We start from the raw sequence: 18,393 nt of genomic DNA, 5'->3' as shown, positions 1-18,393 counted from the left end.
CCCACGCCGGACGGTGAACGGGCGCGACGCGGGCGGTGAATGCGTCATGCCCGTCCCGCGTCGACAGCGCGCCGCCAGGTGAACGGGACGTGTCCGCCGGTCAGACCAGGTCCCAGCCCAGCGCGGTGCCCCGGGGCACGTCGCGGCGGAACGTGCGGCCGAGCACCCGGTCCAGGTCGGCCGGGGGCAGCCCGCCGGCCGGGCGGATCGAGCGCACGTTGTCCCGGGTCACCGGCTCGCCCGCGCGGACGTCGGCCACCACGTACAGCGACCGGCGGAACCGCAGCCCCTCCCGCTCGGTGGGGGTCGGGCCGATCGTGGTGACGCCCAGCGCCGCCCAGGCCCGCTCGGACTCGACGCGCAGGTCCGCCAGCTCCGTCGGCTCCAGCGAGAAGTCCGAGTCCACCCCGCCGTCGGCGCGGCGCAGCGTCACGTGCTTCTCGATCAGGCAGGCGCCCAGCGCCACCGCCGCCACCGGCACCCCGATGCCGGGGGTGTGGTCGGAGATCCCGACCGGCACGCCGAACGTGTCGGCCAGCACCGGCAGCCGGCGCAGGTTGCTGTCCTGCGGCGGGGCCGGGTAGGACGCGGTGCAGGCCAGCAGCACGATGCCGCCCGCCCCGCCCTCGCGGGCGGCGGTCACCGCGGCGTCGATCTCGCCGACCGTGGCCATGCCGGTGGAGATCACCATCGGCTTGCCGGTGGCGGCCACGAGCCGGATCAGCGGCAGGTCCACCAGCTCCGACGAGGCGATCTTGTACGCCGGGGCGTCCAGCTCCTCCAGCAGCTCCACCGCCGTGGCGTCGAACGGCGACGAGAAGACCGTCAGGCCGTGCCGGCGGGCCCGCTCGAAGATCGGCCCGTGCCACTCGTACGGGGTGTGCGCCCGCTCGAAGAGCTGGTAGAGCCGCTCGCCGCCCCACAGCTCGTGGCCGCCGGAGATGCGGAACTCCGGCGCGTCCACGTCGATGGTCAGCGTGTCCGGGGTGTACGTCTGGAGCTTGAGCGCGTGCGCGCCGCTGGCCGCCACCGCGTCCACGATGGCCAGCGCCCGGTCGAGGCTGCCGTTGTGGTTGCCCGACATCTCGGCGACCACGAAGGGCCGCTCGCCGGTGCCCACCGCGTGCGGGCCGATCTTGACTGTCGTCATGTTCCCCTGCTCAGTTGCGTCCACACCACCTGGTGCGGCGTGCCGTCGACGTCCCGCTCGTAGCGCCGGACGATCGTGAAACCGAAGCGCCGGTGCAGCGCCAGCACCGGCCGGTTGGTGGCCAGCGTCTCGCCGCCGAGGGTGCGCGCGCCGAGGGTGTCGAACGCGTACGCGATCGCCGCCTGCTCCAGCGACAACCAGGCCGGCATGAGCGCCCGCCGCGCGTCCAGCCCCTCGACGTCGAGATAGAAGCCCCAGGTCAGCGCCCTGTCTGGGCTGGTCACGCCGGAGAAGGTCACCACGCCGCAGGGCTGCCCGAGGTGCTCGTGCACCAGCACCCGCCGGTCCGGGTCGACGCGTACGCCCGCCCACCAGGCGGCGTGCTCGGCCGCGCCGATCTCGTGCCGGGTGAGGCTGACCTCGCGGACCTGCGGGTGGTTGCGCCAGCGCAGGATCGTCGCCAGGTCGCCGTCGCGGGCGGGCCGCAGCGCTCCGCCGGCCCGGGTGGCGGTCGTCCCGCTCGTCCCCGTCCCGCTCGTCCCCGTCCCGGTCATCCGCGTCCCGCCATGGCGCTGCCCTGTTCCGCCCCCGACGGCGTGCCCTCGGCGGCCAGCGGCCCGCTCCCGCCGGACGCCGCGTCGGGGGCCGCCGCCCCGGCGGGCGACGCCGGCCGCAGCGAGCCGGCCAGCCGGTGCGCCCGCCGCAACGTCTTGTACGCGAGGTAGCTGTCCCGGGCGACGAGGCGGTGCTTCAGCCCGGCCACCCCGCCCGGCCGGGCGTACCCGCCCGAGGGCAGGTAGCGGCGGTAGTGCTCGGCGACCCGGCGGAAGAACCCCCGCCGCAGCCTCGGGTGCACCCGGCCGTCGTTGCCCACCACCACCAGATAGTGGTTGATCATCAGGCCGAACAGGTCCGTGCGGATCCAGTCCTCGGTGACGTGCTCGGCCACCCACTGCTGGAGGCGCTCGTACTGGACGAACGCGTCGAAGTGCCGGCCGCTGCGGGTCGAGGTGATCGCGCCGAGCCGGCCCTGCCGGTAGTGGTAGCAGACGTGGTCCAGCACCCCGATCCGGTCCGCGGCGATGAGCAGCGGGTGGCTGAACGGGATGTCCTCGTACCAGCCGGGGTGGAAGCGCAGCTCCAACTCGTCGAGGAAGCCCCGGCGGACCACCTTGTTCCAGGCGGTGTGCTGCACCCGCAGCAGCTCGGGCCGGTCGGCCAGCCGGACGCACCCGTCGACCCCGCGCAGCAGGTGGCTGCTCGCGTCGACCTCCAGCCGGCCGCCCTCGTGCACCCGCAGGTGGTCCACCAGCAGCACGTCCGGCTCGTCGCGGCGCAGCCGCGCCAGCACCACCGGCAGGGCGCCCGGGGGCAGCCAGTCGTCGCTGTCGACGAACCACACGTACCGGCCGGTCGCCTCCGTCAGCCCCGCGTTGCGGGCCAGCCCCAGCCCGACGTTGCGGGTCAGGGACACCACCCGCACCTGGGGCCGCCCGGCCGCGTACGAGCGCAGCATCTCCCCGCACCGGTCCGGGGAGGCGTCGTCGACGGCGACCAGCTCGACCTCGGCGGCCTCGGCGGCGGACAGGCCGCCGAGGATCGACTCCAGGCACTGGTACAGGTACGCCTCGACGCCGTGCACCGGGACGACGATGCTCAGCAGTGGGCTCCGCGTCGGCTCATTGACCACGCCCGACACCTTCGACCGCCCGGATGGACGGCCCCGGAACCTGACGTATCCGCCGGGGGTGGGCTCGCTGAACAGACCCCCTACGGAGGGTTAACGGTTGAGCATCCGCTTCACCCGGCCGCCGGCCGCCCGCATCCGGGCCCGCAGCCGGTGCGACTCGAACCCCGCGACGGTCTCCTTCAGCTCCTGGTTGCGGTCGTGCAGCCACTGGATGCGGGCGATCAGCTCGGCCGGGTCGGTGGCCGACTGCGCGCGTACCGCCGGGGGGAACGTCGTCTCGGCGACCTGCCGGTCGAACCGGGCGGCGCTGTCGCCGTCGGCGAAGGAGACCCCGAGGTCGTGCTTGGCCAGGAACGCCGTCATCGTCGCGTACCGGGCCTTGTGCCCGTTGTTGAGCGCCGAGTAGTCGGCCTCGTCGTAGAGCTCTATGGCGTCCACGTCCGGCGGCACGTCCTTCATCAGCCGGTGCGGGATGTCGAAGTACCGGGCCAGCTCCAGCGTCCGCGAGTCGTGCGCGAAGAGATAGCCCGGCGTCCCCGCCACCAGCGCCGTGATGGTGCCGTGGATGCGGGTGCCGAAGTTGAAGTCGAACCGCGACAGGTAGTCCATCCACGTCCACGGGTCGACGAACATCCGCACCTTGTCCTCGGTGAACAGCGGGTGGGAGGTGTGGATCGGGATGGCCGCCTTCTTGCCCCGGTCCTCCGGGGCGTCGCCGAAGAGCAGGGTGCCCAGCGTCTTCAGGTCCTGCGGCAGGTAGCGCAGGTTCGGGTACCGCCGGTGGTGCGAGGCGATGACCTTCGCCATCGACTTCACGTACGGGGAGACGGTCAGCGCCACCCGGTCCTCGACGGTGAGCGTGGTCTTGCGCTTGTCGATCCGCAGGCTGTCGCCGTGCAGGAACATCGACGGGCAGCCGATCACGTCGACGGAGGAGAAGCCCAGGGTCCGCAGATATCCCTCGGTGATCTCGCCCCGCACCCCGATGCTGTGCGACCGGTCCAGCACCGCCGAGACGAACGCCTTCACCGCGTCGTCGATCGGCCGCAGGTACTCCCGGTCGCCGTCGACGTTGGTCTGCGCGCCGACCCCGAACACCACCACCGGGATCTTCAGCCGCTCGATCAGCCGGGTCATGGCGACCAGGCGGTGGGCGTAGCTGCGCCGGAACGCGTTCGCCAGCGGCACCACGAACACGTCGTACCGCTCGTTGATCTCGTCGGCCTCGCGCGGGTTGACCCGGAACTCCGAGGAGGTGACCTCCGCCGTCGACGTCCGCAGCAGCTTGTGCGCCGCGTGGCTGAACACGAGGTTGCCAGCGTTCTCGCCGATCCAGTTGCGCTCGAACGTCTCCTCCGGCGACTTGACGTCGAACGGCCCCTTCTTGGCCCGCAGCAGGATCCGCTGGTGCATCCGTGTTGTCCCCTCGTCGTGGCCGAGACCGCGATATTAGGCCATGGCGCCTGTGCCGCCGCCAGGCGCGTCACGTGGTGGCCGACGGCGGGCGGCGCGCCCGGCCGCACCGGGTAGGGTGCCGGCGGGGCGGCACCGCGCGGCCCGCCGCCACCCGGGCGGCGGCCTCGACCCGGGGCGTCCGCGAGGAGGAGAGCGGTGCTGGTGACCCCCGCGGCCGGTCGGGCCGCCGGCCTCCCCGGCACCCCGACCGTCGTACGCCCCGACGCGCCGGCCCGTTCGGCCAGCCGGCTGCCCTCGCTGACCGGGCTGCGCTGGGTCGCCGCCCTGCTCGTCTTCGGCTACCACGTCGGCACCATGCGGATCGTCGGCCAGCCCGAGGCCAAGGCCGTCGTCGACTGGCTGTTCACGCTGGGCCTGTCCGGCGTCGAGTTCTTCTTCATCCTCAGCGGCTTCGTGCTGGTCTGGTCGGCCCGCGACGGGGACCGCCGACGCGACTTCCTGCGCCGCCGGCTCGCCAAGATCTACCCGAACCACCTGCTGATGTGGGCGGTGGTGCTGGTGACCGGGGTGTGGGTCTTCGCCGACCCGGTCAACGTCCGCGCCGCGGTGGAGAACCTGTTCCTGGTCCAGGCGTGGGACCCGACGCCCGGCTACTTCTACAGCGTCAACTCGGTGAGCTGGTCGCTCTCCTGCGAGCTGTTCTTCTACGTCTGCCTGCCGTTCGCGCTGCCGCTGGTGCGCCGGGCCCCGGTCGGGGCGCTGTGGGCGGTGGTGGCGGCCGTGCCGCTGCTGATCGTGGCGCTCTGGCCGGGGCAGCGCCTGGTGCCGCAGGAGAGCACCTGGTGGTTCACCCAGATCTTCCCGGTCGTGCGGTCCCTGGAGTTCTGGATGGGGGTGGCCGCCGCCGAGCTGCTGCGCCGGGGGCGCTGGCGCGGCCCGGGGCTCACCGCCGCCAGCGTCATGTTCGTCGTCACCTGGGTGGTCGCCGCCCAGTGGATCCGCGCCGAGCTGTGGGCGGCGCTGCTCGCGGCGGCGTACCTGCTGGTCATCGTGGCCGCCGCCGACGCGGACGTGCGCGGCGCGCGGACGCCGTGGCGGTCCCGGCCGATGGTCTGGCTCGGCGAGGTCTCCTTCGCCTTCTACCTGGTGCACGTCTTCGTCATGATCACCGTCCTGCGGCTGGCCGACCGGCTCGGCACGGGGCTGCCCGGCTGGTGGGGCCCGCTGGCGGCGGTCGGCTTCCTGCTGGTCAACCTCGGCCTGGCCGCGCTGTTGCACCGGTGGGTGGAGATGCCGCTGACCCGCCGGCTCGGGCCGCCGCGCCGACCCCGCGCCCCGGCCGCCGCCGCCTGACCCGCCGCCCGCTCCGCCGCCGACCCGGCCCCTGACCCCGCCGCCGGTGGCGGGTGGCCGGCGGGCGCGTGGCCAGTGGTGCATCGCCCGTGGTGCGCCACGCCGCGTTCAGCAGGTGACACGCTCGCCGGCGGTGCGTGGCGCGGCCGGTGGCGGTAGCGTGGACGGGTGCTTCCCGTCGCGCTGACCTGTCCCCTGTGGTGGGTCGCGCGCTGGACGGCGCGGACGCTGGCGACCCTCGCCGTCGTGGTCGCGTTCTCCCTCGGTGCCGCGTCGCTGCCGCCGGGCACGATGCTCCCCGCCGGCGTCGACCCCGGCCAGGCCGGCTCCGGCCCTGCCGCCGCCTCCGTTGCGGGGCCCGCCGCCGTCGGGGAGGCCCGCACCGTCGCGGCATCCGCCGCCACCGGGTCCATCGCCGCCGGCTCCATCGTCGCAGCGGGTGCCGCCGGCCCGTGGCCGCCCGCCGACGCACCGCCGCCCGCCGAGGCCGGGCCCCCGCAGGTCGCCGCGCCGGCCCCGCAGCGGGTGCCGACCGGGCTCGTCCCCGCCGCCGTCGGCCCCCGCGCGCCGCCGGCCGCCTGAGCCACGCGGCGGGCCGCGCCCGCCACCACCGTCGCCGACGACCCTCACCCACCGCCGCCCCAGCCGCCGGGCCCGTACGCCGCAGGCGTCCCGCCCGGCGGCGGCCCGGATCCCTTTCCGCCTCCCTGCCCGCGAGGTGCCGACCATGGACATCGTTCTCTACCAGTTCCTGACCGAGGTGCCGCTGGCCGCCGCCATCTGGTCCGTGCTGCTCGTGCTGGCGCTCACCGTGCTCGCCGTGCTGGTCGCCCGCCCCGAGCGGGACCGCCCTGCCGCCGTCGAGCCCCCGGCCCGGCCCGCCGCCCCGCCCGCCCCGGCCGCCGCCGACCTGCGCCGGTACGCCGAGGAGGTGGCGGTGGCCGCCGCCGGGGCGGCGCAGAACGCCCGCCGCCGACGGGCCGCCTGGACGGCCGCCCAGGACGCCGCCGAGCGGGCCTGGCAGGCGTACGACGAGGCGGAGACCGCCGCCCGACGCTTCCGCGACGCGGGCGCGCTGCCGACGCCGCACACCCCGCGTACCCCCGCCGAGTACGCGGCCCGGGAGCGCTGGCTGCACCACGCCGCCACGGCGGCCCACCTGCGGGGCGAGTTGTCCATCGGGCAGCTCTGCGACGTCTTCGCCCGCCGGGGCGGCTGGGACCCCCGGCTGCACCCGGTGGAGCAGGAGGTCGTCCTGGCCCGGGCCGTCCGGGACGGCAGGCTGGCCCGCTACCGTGCCGCCGCCGCGCGCGAGCGGGCCGCGTGGGGCGATGCCGAACTGGCGGCCGAGGCCGCCCGGGCGCTGGCCGCCGAGGCGTACGCCGCCGCCGAGCGCGCCCGGCCCGCCCACGCGCCGACGACCAGCGCAACGGCCTCCGGCAGGGTCCTCGGGATCACCGGCTGGCGCCCGCCCCGCCCCGCCCCGGCACGGTGACCGTGGTGGTGGTGATCGCGGTGACCGCCGTGACCTTGGTGATCGCCGTGATCGCGGTGATCAAGGTTTGCGTCATCGCGGAGATCAACTCTGACGCTTTTCTCTTGATCACCGAGGCGGGACGCGGCGGGGGCGGGGTGGGTGGGTGTGAGGCGGGTCATGGTGGGGTGGGATCGGGCAGGCGGGGCCATTCGGTTTGATCGGGGGCGGTATTCGCCGAGATTCGGGCCGCGTCGTCCCGTTGCGGGTTCGTTGGCGTCGGTTGGGTCGGCAGTCCCATTGAGTCACGTCAGTCTCCGAATGCCCCGTAAATAGGTCGGCCAGGGGACGTTTAAGCAGGTGGCGTGGGGTTGGCAGGGCTTTCGTCGGCCAGTAGTGTCGGCCCGTCCGGTGCGGTACCCGATCGCAAGAGGCGACGCCGCGCCGACCCGCTCAATCGTGACGATCACGAACCGGGGACCCATTGCACGTCCGGGGTGAATCCGCGGGCCACGGCCTGCGGTAGGGCGATCTTCCCGCCCGAATCCGTCAGCTAACCCGGTAGGCGGTGTCGGAAGGAGTTCCATCCTCGTGCAGTTTGACCCCACCCCCCGGGTTGTTCCTCCACCACGGAGCCCGGTGCCCGTGTCCGCCGCCGCCGAGCCGGCGCACTGACCGTCGCACCCCTGCGTACGCCCGCCTGAGCGGGCGCCCCAGAAAGCGGACCCCACCGGCCGCGGACACGTCCGCGCCGCCGTGCGCCGACGCGCGCCCGGGTGCCTCCGCTTCCGCCCCCGTCCCGTGGAGGAACACGTGAACGATCAGCTCAAGCGGCACCTGCGGCGACTCGCCACAGAACGCCCGTACCAGGTCGTCGCCGGCTCCGCCGCGGCGCTGCTGCTGGCCTCCGGCACCGGCGCGCTGCTCGCCGCCGTCGACGACGACGCCCCCGCCCCGCAGCGGACCACCAACGCCGCCGTGGCCGAGGTGGCACCCCGCCTCGACGGCGCGGCCAGCCGCGCCCAGGCCCGGGTCGCCGCGCCGCTCGCCTCCCCGAGCAGCGCCGCGCCGTCGCCGAGCGCCACCTCGACCGCCCCGAACCCCGACCTGACGGCCTCGGCGACGCCGAAGAAGACCACGGCGAAGCCCGCGGCGCCGAAGCCGCCGTCGTCGAAGGTCCTCGACTACGACTACGAGGCCCAGACCACCTACTACTACTGCGGCCCGGCTGCGGTGCGCAACGCGCTCTCCGCCACCGGCGTCGACGGCACCCAGGACGACCTGGCCGCCCGCCTCGGCACCACCGAGATGGGCACCAACTCGGCCTACGACACCACCCGCGTGCTCAACGAGATGGTCAAGGGCGAGCCGTACCGGACCCGGCTGATCCCCGGCGGCGCCGCCACCTCGGCGGAGACGGAGCGGCTCCGGGCCGACGTGGTGAAGGCGGTCAGCGCCGGTCGCGGCGTCGTGGTCAACATCGCCGGCGACGCCACCGACGTCGACGGCGGCTGGCACTCGTTCCCCGGCGGCCACTACATCGCCGTCGTCGGCTACCGCGACTCCGGGCGGACCGTGCGCATCGCCGACTCGGCGGACCCGGCCGTCCCGGCGTACTGGATCAGCACCGCCGCGCTGGCCCACTGGGCGGCGACGCGGGGCTACTCGGCCTGACATCACCCTCCCCCCACCGGCCCCGGCTCTCCTGCGCAGAGAGCCGGGGCCGGTGCCGTCTCCGGGCAGGCGGGGGCGGCCTCGATTCTTGGACAGTTGCGGTTCAGGGCGAACAGCACCTGTCCAAGAATCGGAGGCGGGACGATCAGGCGGTGGGGGAGTGGCTCATCGCGTCGGCGGCGCGCGGGGCCGGGGGGTTCCAGCCCGGCTCCAGCTCCCGGCGGGCCGCCGAAAGGAACGCCTCGGCGTACGACTCGGCCGGGAAGTCGCCCAGGTAGTGGGCCCGGGTGCCCCAGCGGGCCGCCGCCTTCGGGTCGGTGTCCAGCAGCAGACCGAGCACCTCGTCGAGGTTGCCCGCGTCGCGCCGCAGCACGTAACCCGAGCCGGCCAGCGGGAACCGCTCGACGAACCGGTCGCCGTCGCCGACCATGTCCGTCACCGCGTACGGCTTGCCGGAGTAGAGGTAGTCGGAGATGACGCCGGAGACGTCCGAGACGAGCGCGTCGGAGCGGTTGACGCAGTCGACCAGGGACAGCTCCCTGCTGGCCGCCGCCCCGAAGACGTGCTGCCGCCCGGTGCGGGCCCGGTCCGCCGCCAGCAGCTCCGTGAGCCGGGCGAGCTGCCGCGCCGACGCCGGGTTCTGCCCCGTGTACGGGTGGGCGCGCAGGATCACCGTCGCGCCCCGGGCCAGCAGCCCCCGCACGATCGTCTCGCCCACCGGCAGCGAACAGTAGTTGGCGTCGGCGTGGTGCCCCGTCCAGGTCGGGGTGTACAGCACCGTCGGGTTCGCCAGGCCGGTGGCCGGCGCGCGGCGTACCTCGATCGACTCGACCTGCGGGCGGCCGACCACGACGAACTTCTCCGCCGGGATGTCCACCCCGGCCCGGGCGTACCGGTCGATCGCCGCCCGCCCGGCCACGAAGTTGCGGTCGAACAGCGCCGTGACCGGGTTGGCGCTCGGGGCCTTGTCGCTGTCGCCGTGGTGGATCTGCACGTGGGTGAGCTGCGAGAACCGGATGCAGTGGCTGTTCTTCGCCCCGTGGTTGACGTAGAACGCCACCTTCAGGCTCGGCACCAGCGCCTCGTCCATCGCCTTCAGCGTCGGGCAGTAGACCACCGGGGCGCTGGTGGCCGCGGCGATCGGGGCGAGGAACTCCGGCTCCCGCACCATCACGAAGAACGGCCGGCCGATCCGCTCCAGGTACGGCAGCCACATGGTGACCTGGTATTCCGACCCGGGCGGGGCGGAGAAGTGCAGCAGGAACTCCGGCCGGTGCGCCCGCAGCGCCCGGGCCACCGCCGAGCCGCCCGCCCCGGGCCGGAACCGCCGCTTCGCCAGGTCGGCCGCGACCGCCCCGGCCCCCGCGCCGACGGCGAGGGCCACCAGCAGGGCGACCCAGGCCGGCAGCACCAGGGCGGCGGCCAGCGCCACCACGGCGAGCAGCACCAGCAGGGCGTCGCCCAGCCGGGCCGCGACCAGCGGGGTCCACGACCGCACGGGCAGGTTCGCCGCCCGGATCTCCAGGTCGCCGGCCTGCCGCAGCGGCCCCACCAGCAGCACCAGCCCCAGCAGCACCAGGGCCGTCGCCGCCAGCGCCGGGTCGAAGCCGGCGTCGAGCCGCCGCGCGTACCCGACGAGGATGCCGGCGGCGAGCAGCACCGCCTCGGCGGTGCTGTCGGCGGCCGGGCGGACCCGGCGCTCCCAGCCGGCGGCGACGAGGGCCGCCACCGCGAGCGCCAGGCCCCAGCCCGTCGCCCCGGTCAGGGAGAGGGTGAGGAACGCCAGCACCGCCAGGCCGGTGGCCGCCACCCGGGCGGCCAGCTTCCTGACCAGGTCACCACGCATGTCGCTTCGCTTCCTTCGCCCGTCGCGGTGGCCGTCGACGCGTCAGCCGGCCGGGGCCGGGGCCGGGGCGGACGCCCGGCTGGCCTGGGTGGGCACGCCCGCGGCGGGCAGCTCGCCCGGTGCCCGGCGCACGTCGATGACCTGCCCGGTCAGCTCGGAGATCAGCACGTCCAGCGACGACTGGGCGACGGTCTCGGCGGCCAGCAGGGTGTGCTCGGGCTCCTCGCCGAACGCCTTGGTGCGCATCGGCGTGGCGGTGCGCTCCGGGTTGATGCAGTTGACCCGTACGCCGAACTCGGCCCACTCGTCGGACAGCGCCTGGGTGAGGTTGACCAGGGCGGCCTTGGTGGCCGAGTAGAGCGCGTAGCGGGCCCGGCCCCGGGTGTACGAGCTGGAGGTGTAGAGCAGCAGCTGGCCCTTGGTCTGCTGCAGGTACGGCAGCGACTGCCGGGCGATGGTGACCGGGCCGACGAAGTTGACGTGCAGGACCCGGTCCATCGTCTCCTGGTCCATCTCGGCCAGCTCGCCCTTCTCCAGGATGCCGGCGGTGACGACCACGTGGTCGATCCGGCCGGTGGCCTCGAAGGCGGTCTTCAGCGCGGCCTCGACGTCCTCGGCGCGCTCGACGTGGGTGCCGGTGGTGGAGCGGCTGAACGGGAAGACCTGCGCGCCGTGGCGGCGGGCCAGCTCGGTCAGCTCGTGGCCGATGCCGTAGCTGCCCCCGAACACGACGATCGTGCGGCCGGTCAGCTCCTCGGTGTAGCCCCGGTCGGTCAGCCGGGGGGCCTGCGCGGCGGCGAGCTGGAACAGCTTGTCCGCCAGGTGCACGTCGACCGGGTGGGTGACCTTGATGTTCTCGTCCGAGCCGTCGATCACCTTGATCGGGGTGCCCGGCAGGTAGCGCAGCACGACGCCGCAGTCGTCGGTGGCGGCGAAGTCGGGGTCGCCGGCGGCGACCCGGTACGCCTCGCGGATCGTGCCGGACCGGAACGCCTGCGGGGTCTGCCCCCGGCGCAGCGTGGAGCGCACCGGGATGTCGGTGATGCAGTCGTTGTCGTCGACCTGGATGATCGTGTCGGCCGACGGGATCGCCACGTCGACCGCCGAGTACGTCCAGAGCGCGTTGACGCACTCCCGCACGATCCGGCCGCTGAGCAGCGGGCGCACCGCGTCGTGGAAGAGGATGTTGACGTCGCCCTCGCCGACCGCGTCCAGCGCGATGCGGGTGGTGGCGTTGCGCGTGTCACCGCCGGCGATGACCTTGCTGACCTTGCGGAAGCCGGCCTTGTCGACGATCTGCTGGGCGTCGGGGACGTGCCCGTCGGCCATCAGCACGATGATCTCGTCGATCTCGGGGGCCGCCTCGAAGACCGCCAGGGTGTGCTCGATGATCGGCTTGCCGGCGATCTTCAGCAGCTGCTTGGGGATGCCGAGGCCGAGCCGGGTCCCGGTCCCGCCCGCCAGCACCACCGCCACCGTCCGCGAGGGCCGCCACGGCGCCGGGGTCTCCGGTGTGGCGTCCGGGCCAGTGGTGTGGTCCTGCGTCATTGCCGATCCTCACTCTCACGGTTTGCGAACAGGGGGTGACGGCCGCACGGCGGCCGGGTGAACCATAACGCAACCACCGCGCCGCCCCCCAGGGACGACGCGGTGGGGAAGACACCCGCACGACACCGTACGGACGCCGCAACCTTACTTCTTGTTGGAGAAGTCCTCGTACGCGCGCAGCACCTCGTCGGTCGGGCCGTCCATCCGCAGCACGCCCGATTCCAGCCAGATCGTCCGTTCGCAGGTGTCCCGCACCGAGGAGAGCTGGTGGCTGACCAGGAACACCGTTCCCGCGCCCTCCCGCAGCTCCCGCACCCGCTGCTCGCTGCGCTTGCGGAAGCCCTTGTCGCCGGTGGCCAGGGCCTCGTCGATCAGCAGCACGTCGTGCTTCTTCGCCGCCGCGATGGAGAAGCGCAGCCGGGCGGCCATGCCGGAGGAGTACGTCCGCATCGGCAGCGAGGCGAAGTCGCCGCGCTCGTTGATCCCGGAGAACTCGATGATCTCCGGGGCGAGCCGGGCCACGTCGGCCGGCTGCATGCCCATGGCGAGGCAGCCGAGGGTGACGTTGCGCTCACCGGGCAGGTCGTTGAGCAGGGCGGCGTTGACGCCGAGCAGCGACGGCTGCCCCTGCGTGTAGACGGCACCCCGGTTGACCGGCAGCAGCCCGGCGATGGCCCGCAGCAGGGTGGACTTGCCGGAGCCGTTGCTGCCGATCAGCCCGATCGCCTCGCCCCGGTACGCGGTGAAGCTGACCCCCTTGACCGCGTGCACCTCCCGGATGTTCGGCGCGGACGTGCGGGACATGATCCGCTTCAGCGCGGCCACCGGGCTGGTGCCGCCGGCGGCGCCCTTGTGCACCCGGTAGATCACGTGCGCGTCGTCGACCACCACGGTCGGGATGCGCTCGACGATCCTCGGCAGCGTCACGGTGACGTCGTTGGACGTCTCGATGTGCTCAGCCACGGCCGTACTCCTGTTCGCCCCGCCAGAAGTAGATGAAACCACCCACGCCCATCACGACCGCCCAGGCCACCGCGTACGTCCACGCCTGGACCATGGAGGAGTTGAGCAGCGGCGCCCCCTCCAGCAGCGCGTGCCGGGCCAGCTCGATGTAGACCAGCATCGGGTTCGCCTCGACGATCCGGGTCGCCCAGCTCGGCAGGTTCTCCTCGAACAGCGCGACGTTGTAGAGCACGCCGGAGCCGTACATCCAGGTGCGCACCAGGAACGGCATCACCTGCTTGAGGTCGGCGACCTTCGAGCCCATCCGGGCCACGGCCATGGTGAGCCCGGCGTTGAACAGCGCCTGGAGCAGCACGACCGGCACGAGCAGCAGCCACTCGACGGTGAGCGGCTCGCCGGTGACCAGCACGATGCCCATCAGCACCACCAGCGAGGCCATCAGCTGCTGGAACTGGGTGAGCATGACGGCCAGCGGCAGGCAGGCCCGGGGGAAGTGCAGCGCCCGGATCAGCCCCAGGTTGCCGGTGATCGACTGGGTGCCGTTCTGCACCGCGGTCTGGGTGAAGTTGAAGATGAACAACCCGGCGGTCAGGTACGCGATGAAGTTCGGGATGCTGTTCTGTTTCAGCACCAGGCCGAAGATCAGGTAGTAGACCGCCGCGTTCGTCAGCGGGGTGAGCACCTGCCAGAGCTGCCCGAGTCGGGCGTTGCTGAACGAGGCGACCAGCTTGGCGTTCGAGTACGCGGCGATGAAGTGCCGGTACGCCCACAGGCGGCGGGTGTACTCCGCCAGGGACGGCCGCTCGCCGGCGACCCGCAGCCCGTACCGGGCGGCCAGTTGCGCCTGGGTCAGGCCTGCGTCGGGGTCGGCCAGCGCGGTGTTGGCCATGGGATGGGCGCTCCGATCTTGTCGTGCCAGCGGGGTGCGTCTGTTGTACCAACGGGGGGGTGCGACGACGGGTTCGCCGGTGGCCGGTGCGTGGGAGCGCCGCCTCGTCGCTGCGTGGAAGGTAGTCCATAACCACGTCGGGACGCAACCGTAGCGTCGTTGCGGTACATTGTCCCACGTGACAGCCGAGGAGGGTCTGCCGTGACGCGCGAGAAGAGTCTGCCGTGACCACCGAGAAGAGGCGCGCGCCGGCCGGCGCGGCGGTGCTGCGGGGCGAGATCACCACGGCCATCCGCCGCGCGCTGATGCAGGAGCTGGCCGCCGTCGGCTACGGCCGGCTCTCCATCGAGGCCGTCGCCCGCCGGGCCGGGGTGAGCAAGACCGCGATCTACCGGCGCTGGAGTTCCAAGCTGGAGCTGGTCGTCGAGGTCGTCGGCGCCGCCGCCGGCAGCAAGCTGCCGAGCCTGGACACCGGCAGCCTGCGCGGCGACCTCGGCCTGCTGCTGCGGGTGGTCGCGCACGCCCTGAGTCACCCCCTGGCCGCGCAGATCGTGCCCGACCTGCTGGCCGAGGCCGCCCGCAACCCCGAGATCGACGCCACCCTCCAGGCCGCGCTGCGGGCCCAGCAGCAGGAGGTCGGCGGGTCGCTCGTCGCCCGCGCCGTCGCCCGGGGCGAACTGCCCGCCGACACCGAGCCCGGCGCCGCCGTGGACCTGATCGTCGGACCGCTGTACTGGCGGCTGGCGATCACCCGCACGATGCCGACCGAGGCGTACCTCGACGCGCTGGTGGAGGCCGTCGCCACCGGCCTCGGCGCGGCCGGCGCCGTGCCGAGGCAGCGCGACGCCGCCCCCGCCTGACGAGCCCGCCCACCCGAAGCTGACCGTGCGCCCGAAGCAGGCCGTCCCGCCGACCTGAGCCGTCCCGCCCGCCGCCTCAGCGGGCGGTGTCCACCGGCAGCCGGGACACGATGTGCCGGGCGATCTCCAGCGAGCTGGTCGCGGCGGGGGAGGGTGCGTTCAGCACGTGCACCTGCCGGTCCGCCTCGACGATCAGGAAGTCGTCGACCAGGCCACCGTCGGGCAGGATCGCCTGCGCGCGCACCCCCGCGCCGGCCCGGACGATGTCGGCCGGCGTCAGCTCCGGCACCAGCCGGGCCAGGCTCGCCGCGAACCTCGCCTTCGACAGCGACCGGGCCACCTCGGTCAACCCGTACCGGAAGTGCCGCCGGCCCAGCGCCCACAGCCCCCGGTACGTCAGCTCGTCCCACACGTCGCGCGGGCTGAACCGCCCCCACGAGTAGCCCTCCCGCGCGGTGGCCAGCACCGCGTTCGGGCCGGCGTGCACGCTGCCGTCGATCATCTTCGTCAGGTGCACCCCGAGGAACGGGAACTGCGGGTCCGGCACCGGGTAGATCAGCCCCCGCACCAGGCCGCGCCGCTGCGGGGTCAGCTCGTAGTACTCGCCCCGGAACGGCACGATCCGCACCGGCGTCGGCACCCCCGCCAGCCGGGCGACCCGGTCGGCGTGCAGCCCCGCGCAGTTGATCAGCACGTCCGCGACCACCTCGCCGGCCGTGGTGGTGACCACCACGCCCCCCGGCCGGTCGGCCACCCCCGTCACCTCGGCGCGGGTGCGCAGGTCCGCCCCGGCGGCGGCGAGCAGCTCCGCCAGCTTCCGGCAGACCGCGCCGTAGTCGACGATGCCCGTCGAAGCCACGTGCAGCGCGGCGACGGCCGCCACGTGCGGCTCGTGCTCGGCGGCCTCGGCCGCCCCGATCAACCGCACCGGCAGGCCGTTGGCCTCGGCCCGCTCGTGCAACGCCCGCAGCCGGGGCAGCTCCGCCGCGTCGGTGGCGACGATCAGCTTGCCGCAGACCTCGTACGGCAGCCCGTGGTCGGCGCAGAACTCGACCATCGACGCGCTGCCGGCCCGGCACAGGGTGGCCTTGAGGCTGCCCGGCTTGTAGTAGACCCCGGCGTGGATCACGCCGGAGTTGTGCCCGGTCTGGTGCGCCGCCCAGCCGGCCTCCTTCTCCAGCACCGTGACGGAGTCGCCCGGCCGGTCGGTCACCAGCCGGTGGGCGACCGCCAGGCCGACGATGCCGCCGCCGACGACCACGAACCTCGTCATCACGCTCTCCCCTGCCCGGTCGTCGCCTCCGCCAGGCGACCACCGATGGTAACCAGCGCCCGGCGTGCCCGATTCGTCGCTGCCGGCCGGGGGTGCCTACACTCACCGGGTCCGTCTTCTAGGGAGCCTCATGTCAGACGACGTCATCGCGCTCGGCCAGCCCACCGTCGGTGAAGCGGAGCTCGCGGCGATCGCCGAGGTCTTCGCCTCCGGCTGGCTGGCCGGCGCCGGGCCCACCTGCCGCCGCTTCGAGGAGCGCTTCGCCGCCGCCACCGGCACCCGACACGCCCTGACCACCGCCAACTGCGGCTCCGCCCTGCACCTCGCGCTGCTCACCCTCGGGGTCCGGCCCGGCGACGAGGTCGTCGTCGGCGACTACACCTTCCCGGCCACCGGCCACGCCGTGATGTGGGCCGGCGCGAAGCCCGTCTTCGCCGACGTGCGGCCCGACATCTGGACCGTGGACCCGGCCGCCGTCGAGGCCGCCATCACCCCCCGCACCGTCGGCATCATCGCCGTCGACGCCTTCGGCCAGCCGGCCGACTACGACGAGCTGCGGGCCATCGCCGACCGGCACGGGCTGTTCCTGGTCGAGGACGCCGCGTGCGCGGCGGGCGCCACCTACAAGGGCCGCCCCGCCGGCAGCCTGGCCGACGTCGCCACCTTCAGCTTCCACGGTCGCAAGGGCATCACCGCCGGCGAGGGCGGGGCCTACGTCACCGACCGCGACGACCTTGCCGCGCACGCCCGCAAGCTGCACACGTACGGGGTGGAGGGCGCGCTTACCCGGGCCGAGCTGTCCGACCTGCCGATTCCGGCCTTCACCGAGCTGGGCTACAACTACCGGCTCTCCGACGTGGCTGCGGCGATCATGCTCGCCCAGCTCGACCGGCTGCCGGACCTGCTCGCCGCCAAGCGGCGCACCGCCGCCCGCTACGGCGAGCTGCTCAAGGACCACGAGCTGATCGTCACCCCCCACGAGGCGCCAGACCGCGAGCACCCCTGGCAGTCGTACGTGGTGACCCTCGATCCCTCGATCGACCGCGGCGCGGTCGCCCTCGGGCTGCGCCGGCGCGGCGTGCAGTGCACCTTCGGCACGTACGCCTCGCACGTGCAGCCGCTCTACGGCCAGTCGGCGCCGTGCCCGGTCTCGGCGGACCTGTTCGCCCGGCACCTGGCCATCCCGATGCACGCCAACCTCACCGACTCCCAGGTCGAGACCGTCGTCGCCACTCTGGTCGACGTCGTCGCCAGCGCCGCCACCGGCCGCTGATCTCCTTCAGGAAGGACATCGCACGACATGTCGAAGCAGACCGTCTTCATCACCGGGGGTGCGGGCTTCATCGGCCTGCACGTGGTGCCGCTCCTGCTGGACAAGGGCTACCGGGTCCGCATCTTCGACAACATGTTCCGCGGCGACCGGGAGCAGGTCGCCAAGCTGGCGGCCACCGGTGACGTCGAACTCGTCGACCAGGACGTGCGCTACGGCGGCGCGGTGCACGCGGCCATGAAGGGCTGCGACCTCGTCGTCCACCTCGCGGCGGTCTCCATCAACAAGAGCCAGGCCGACCCGTACGAGTCGATCGACATCAACATGGTCGGCAACCACAACGTCTTCGCGGCCGCCGCCGACCACGGCGTGAAGCGGCTCGTGTTCGCCTCCTCCGCCTCCGTGTACGGCGACCCGAAGAAGCTGCCGATGCACGAGGACGACCGGCTCGACCCGCTCACCCCGTACTGCATCTCCAAGCGGGCCGGCGAGGACCTGCTCGCCTTCTACCAGCGCAGCAAGGGCCTCAACTGGATCGCCCTGCGCTTCTTCAACGTGTACGGCCCCGGCCAGAAGCCGACCGCGTACTACACCTCCGTGATCAACCACTTCGTCAAGCGGTTGAAGACCGGCCAGCCGCCGATCATCGACGGCCGGGGCGAGCAGTCGATGGACTTCATCCACGTCCACGACATCGCCCGCTCGGTGGTCGCCGCGCTGGAGGCCGAGCAGGGCAACGTGCCGGTCAACATCGGCACCGGCATCGACACCTCGGTGGCCACGCTCGCCGAGATCCTCATCAAGGCCGTCGGGGTGGACGTGGAACCCCAGTTCAACCCGCGCGAGGTGCTGGTCAGCCGCCGCGCGGCGGACATCACCCGGGCCCGCGAGGTGCTGGGCTGGGAGCCGACCATCGCGGTCGAGGACGGGATGACCGACCTGATCAAGGTCGAGGTGGCCTGACGCGGCCGGGGTGGGCGTCGGCTC

The 18,393-nt window shown here is 73.6% G+C and carries 17 protein-coding genes and 1 riboswitch; of the genes, 8 read left to right on the top strand and 9 right to left on the bottom strand.

The genetic code is table 11. The features are described from left to right. Positions 1–100: 100 nt before the first annotated feature. The 4 genes from pseI to GA0070558_RS20650 all read right to left on the bottom strand — a co-directional run bounded on the left by pseI (position 101) and on the right by GA0070558_RS20650 (position 4,253). The gene (gene pseI, locus GA0070558_RS20665) at positions 101–1,150 is read right to left on the bottom strand and encodes a pseudaminic acid synthase (RefSeq protein WP_043962757.1); all 1,050 of its coding nucleotides are present in this window, start codon (positions 1,148–1,150) and stop codon (positions 101–103) included. Further along, positions 1,147–1,704, bottom strand: a complete 558-nt coding sequence (locus GA0070558_RS20660; protein ID WP_256092045.1) for a GNAT family N-acetyltransferase — start codon at positions 1,702–1,704, stop codon at positions 1,147–1,149. The genes pseI and GA0070558_RS20660 overlap by 4 nt, the downstream gene beginning before the upstream one ends. Further along, positions 1,701–2,840, bottom strand: a complete 1,140-nt coding sequence (locus tag GA0070558_RS20655) for a glycosyltransferase family 2 protein (protein WP_091282815.1) — start codon at positions 2,838–2,840, stop codon at positions 1,701–1,703. The genes GA0070558_RS20660 and GA0070558_RS20655 overlap by 4 nt, the downstream gene beginning before the upstream one ends. 90 nt (positions 2,841–2,930) lie before the next feature. After that, positions 2,931–4,253 (bottom strand): polysaccharide pyruvyl transferase family protein, encoded by a 1,323-nt coding sequence (locus tag GA0070558_RS20650; protein ID WP_091282813.1) that lies wholly within the window; start codon positions 4,251–4,253, stop codon positions 2,931–2,933. Between the two features lie 198 nt (positions 4,254–4,451). Between GA0070558_RS20650 and GA0070558_RS20645 the strand changes: the two genes are divergently transcribed. The 5 genes from GA0070558_RS20645 (at position 4,452) to GA0070558_RS20630 (ending at position 8,757) form a co-directional block, all read left to right on the top strand. Beyond that, positions 4,452–5,609, top strand: coding sequence for an acyltransferase family protein (locus GA0070558_RS20645; protein ID WP_256092044.1), 1,158 nt, complete (start codon positions 4,452–4,454; stop codon positions 5,607–5,609). 168 nt (positions 5,610–5,777) lie between these two features. Beyond that, complete coding sequence (locus GA0070558_RS20640; protein ID WP_091282811.1) at positions 5,778–6,191, top strand: hypothetical protein; 414 nt, start codon at positions 5,778–5,780, stop codon at positions 6,189–6,191. 145 nt (positions 6,192–6,336) lie between these two features. Beyond that, positions 6,337–7,104: a hypothetical protein gene (locus GA0070558_RS20635; protein ID WP_091282809.1), complete on the top strand. Its 768-nt coding sequence runs from the start codon at positions 6,337–6,339 to the stop codon at positions 7,102–7,104. Positions 7,105–7,109: 5 nt separating this feature from the next. Then, a complete protein-coding gene (locus GA0070558_RS32920; RefSeq protein ID WP_141722271.1) occupies positions 7,110–7,304 on the top strand; it encodes a hypothetical protein in 195 nt (64 codons plus the stop codon). A gap of 219 nt (positions 7,305–7,523) precedes the next feature. Further along, positions 7,524–7,666: riboswitch (cyclic di-AMP (ydaO/yuaA leader) on the top strand. A 218-nt stretch (positions 7,667–7,884) separates the two neighbouring features. Beyond that, a complete protein-coding gene (locus tag GA0070558_RS20630) occupies positions 7,885–8,757 on the top strand; it encodes a C39 family peptidase (protein ID WP_176734289.1) in 873 nt (290 codons plus the stop codon). A 145-nt stretch (positions 8,758–8,902) separates the two neighbouring features. Here the strand turns inward: GA0070558_RS20630 and GA0070558_RS20625 are convergent, their stop codons facing one another. The 4 genes from GA0070558_RS20625 to GA0070558_RS20610 all read right to left on the bottom strand — a co-directional run bounded on the left by GA0070558_RS20625 (position 8,903) and on the right by GA0070558_RS20610 (position 14,003). After that, complete coding sequence (locus tag GA0070558_RS20625; protein ID WP_091282805.1) at positions 8,903–10,603, bottom strand: CDP-glycerol glycerophosphotransferase family protein; 1,701 nt, start codon at positions 10,601–10,603, stop codon at positions 8,903–8,905. A 42-nt stretch (positions 10,604–10,645) separates the two neighbouring features. Next, positions 10,646–12,151, bottom strand: a complete 1,506-nt coding sequence (locus GA0070558_RS20620; protein ID WP_091282803.1) for a bifunctional cytidylyltransferase/SDR family oxidoreductase — start codon at positions 12,149–12,151, stop codon at positions 10,646–10,648. 144 nt (positions 12,152–12,295) lie between these two features. Then, positions 12,296–13,114, bottom strand: coding sequence for an ABC transporter ATP-binding protein (locus GA0070558_RS20615; protein ID WP_091282801.1), 819 nt, complete (start codon positions 13,112–13,114; stop codon positions 12,296–12,298). Next, the gene (locus tag GA0070558_RS20610; RefSeq protein ID WP_091282799.1) at positions 13,107–14,003 is read right to left on the bottom strand and encodes an ABC transporter permease; all 897 of its coding nucleotides are present in this window, start codon (positions 14,001–14,003) and stop codon (positions 13,107–13,109) included. The genes GA0070558_RS20615 and GA0070558_RS20610 overlap by 8 nt, the downstream gene beginning before the upstream one ends. Positions 14,004–14,227: 224 nt before the next feature. On the opposite strand from GA0070558_RS20610, the gene GA0070558_RS20605 reads away from it, so the two are divergent. Beyond that, positions 14,228–14,863, top strand: a complete 636-nt coding sequence (locus GA0070558_RS20605; RefSeq protein WP_077937079.1) for a TetR/AcrR family transcriptional regulator — start codon at positions 14,228–14,230, stop codon at positions 14,861–14,863. 76 nt (positions 14,864–14,939) lie between these two features. On the opposite strand, the gene lhgD is transcribed toward GA0070558_RS20605, so the two are convergent. Further along, positions 14,940–16,136, bottom strand: coding sequence for an L-2-hydroxyglutarate dehydrogenase (gene lhgD, locus GA0070558_RS20600; protein ID WP_091282796.1), 1,197 nt, complete (start codon positions 16,134–16,136; stop codon positions 14,940–14,942). Positions 16,137–16,266: 130 nt separating this feature from the next. On the opposite strand from lhgD, the gene GA0070558_RS20595 reads away from it, so the two are divergent. Continuing rightward, positions 16,267–17,409, top strand: a complete 1,143-nt coding sequence (locus GA0070558_RS20595) for a DegT/DnrJ/EryC1/StrS family aminotransferase (RefSeq protein WP_077937081.1) — start codon at positions 16,267–16,269, stop codon at positions 17,407–17,409. A gap of 27 nt (positions 17,410–17,436) precedes the next feature. Further along, positions 17,437–18,369 carry an NAD-dependent epimerase/dehydratase family protein gene (locus tag GA0070558_RS20590; RefSeq protein WP_077937082.1) on the top strand — a complete coding sequence of 311 codons (933 nt, stop codon included), beginning with the start codon at positions 17,437–17,439 and terminating at the stop codon, positions 18,367–18,369. Positions 18,370–18,393: the final 24 nt, after the last annotated feature.

The organism is Micromonospora haikouensis (assembly GCF_900091595.1).
GTDB lineage: Bacteria > Actinomycetota > Actinomycetes > Mycobacteriales > Micromonosporaceae > Micromonospora > Micromonospora haikouensis.
This window is presented reverse-complemented; position numbering and strand designations above follow the sequence as displayed.

What these genes read in the sequence shown, in the direction of transcription:
- GA0070558_RS20595 (WP_077937081.1), top strand. Translation starts at nt 16,267, where the DNA reads ATGTCAGACGACGTCATCGCGCTCGGCCAGCCCACCGTCGGTGAAGCG.
- GA0070558_RS20625 (WP_091282805.1), bottom strand. Translation starts at nt 10,603, where the DNA reads ATGCGTGGTGACCTGGTCAGGAAGCTGGCCGCCCGGGTGGCGGCCACC.
- GA0070558_RS20650 (WP_091282813.1), bottom strand. Translation starts at nt 4,253, where the DNA reads ATGCACCAGCGGATCCTGCTGCGGGCCAAGAAGGGGCCGTTCGACGTC.
- GA0070558_RS20635 (WP_091282809.1), top strand. Translation starts at nt 6,337, where the DNA reads ATGGACATCGTTCTCTACCAGTTCCTGACCGAGGTGCCGCTGGCCGCC.
- GA0070558_RS20660 (WP_256092045.1), bottom strand. Translation starts at nt 1,704, where the DNA reads ATGACCGGGACGGGGACGAGCGGGACGGGGACGAGCGGGACGACCGCC.
- GA0070558_RS20610 (WP_091282799.1), bottom strand. Translation starts at nt 14,003, where the DNA reads ATGGCCAACACCGCGCTGGCCGACCCCGACGCAGGCCTGACCCAGGCG.
- pseI (WP_043962757.1), bottom strand. Translation starts at nt 1,150, where the DNA reads ATGACGACAGTCAAGATCGGCCCGCACGCGGTGGGCACCGGCGAGCGG.
- GA0070558_RS20620 (WP_091282803.1), bottom strand. Translation starts at nt 12,151, where the DNA reads ATGACGCAGGACCACACCACTGGCCCGGACGCCACACCGGAGACCCCG.
- GA0070558_RS20590 (WP_077937082.1), top strand. Translation starts at nt 17,437, where the DNA reads ATGTCGAAGCAGACCGTCTTCATCACCGGGGGTGCGGGCTTCATCGGC.
- lhgD (WP_091282796.1), bottom strand. Translation starts at nt 16,136, where the DNA reads ATGACGAGGTTCGTGGTCGTCGGCGGCGGCATCGTCGGCCTGGCGGTC.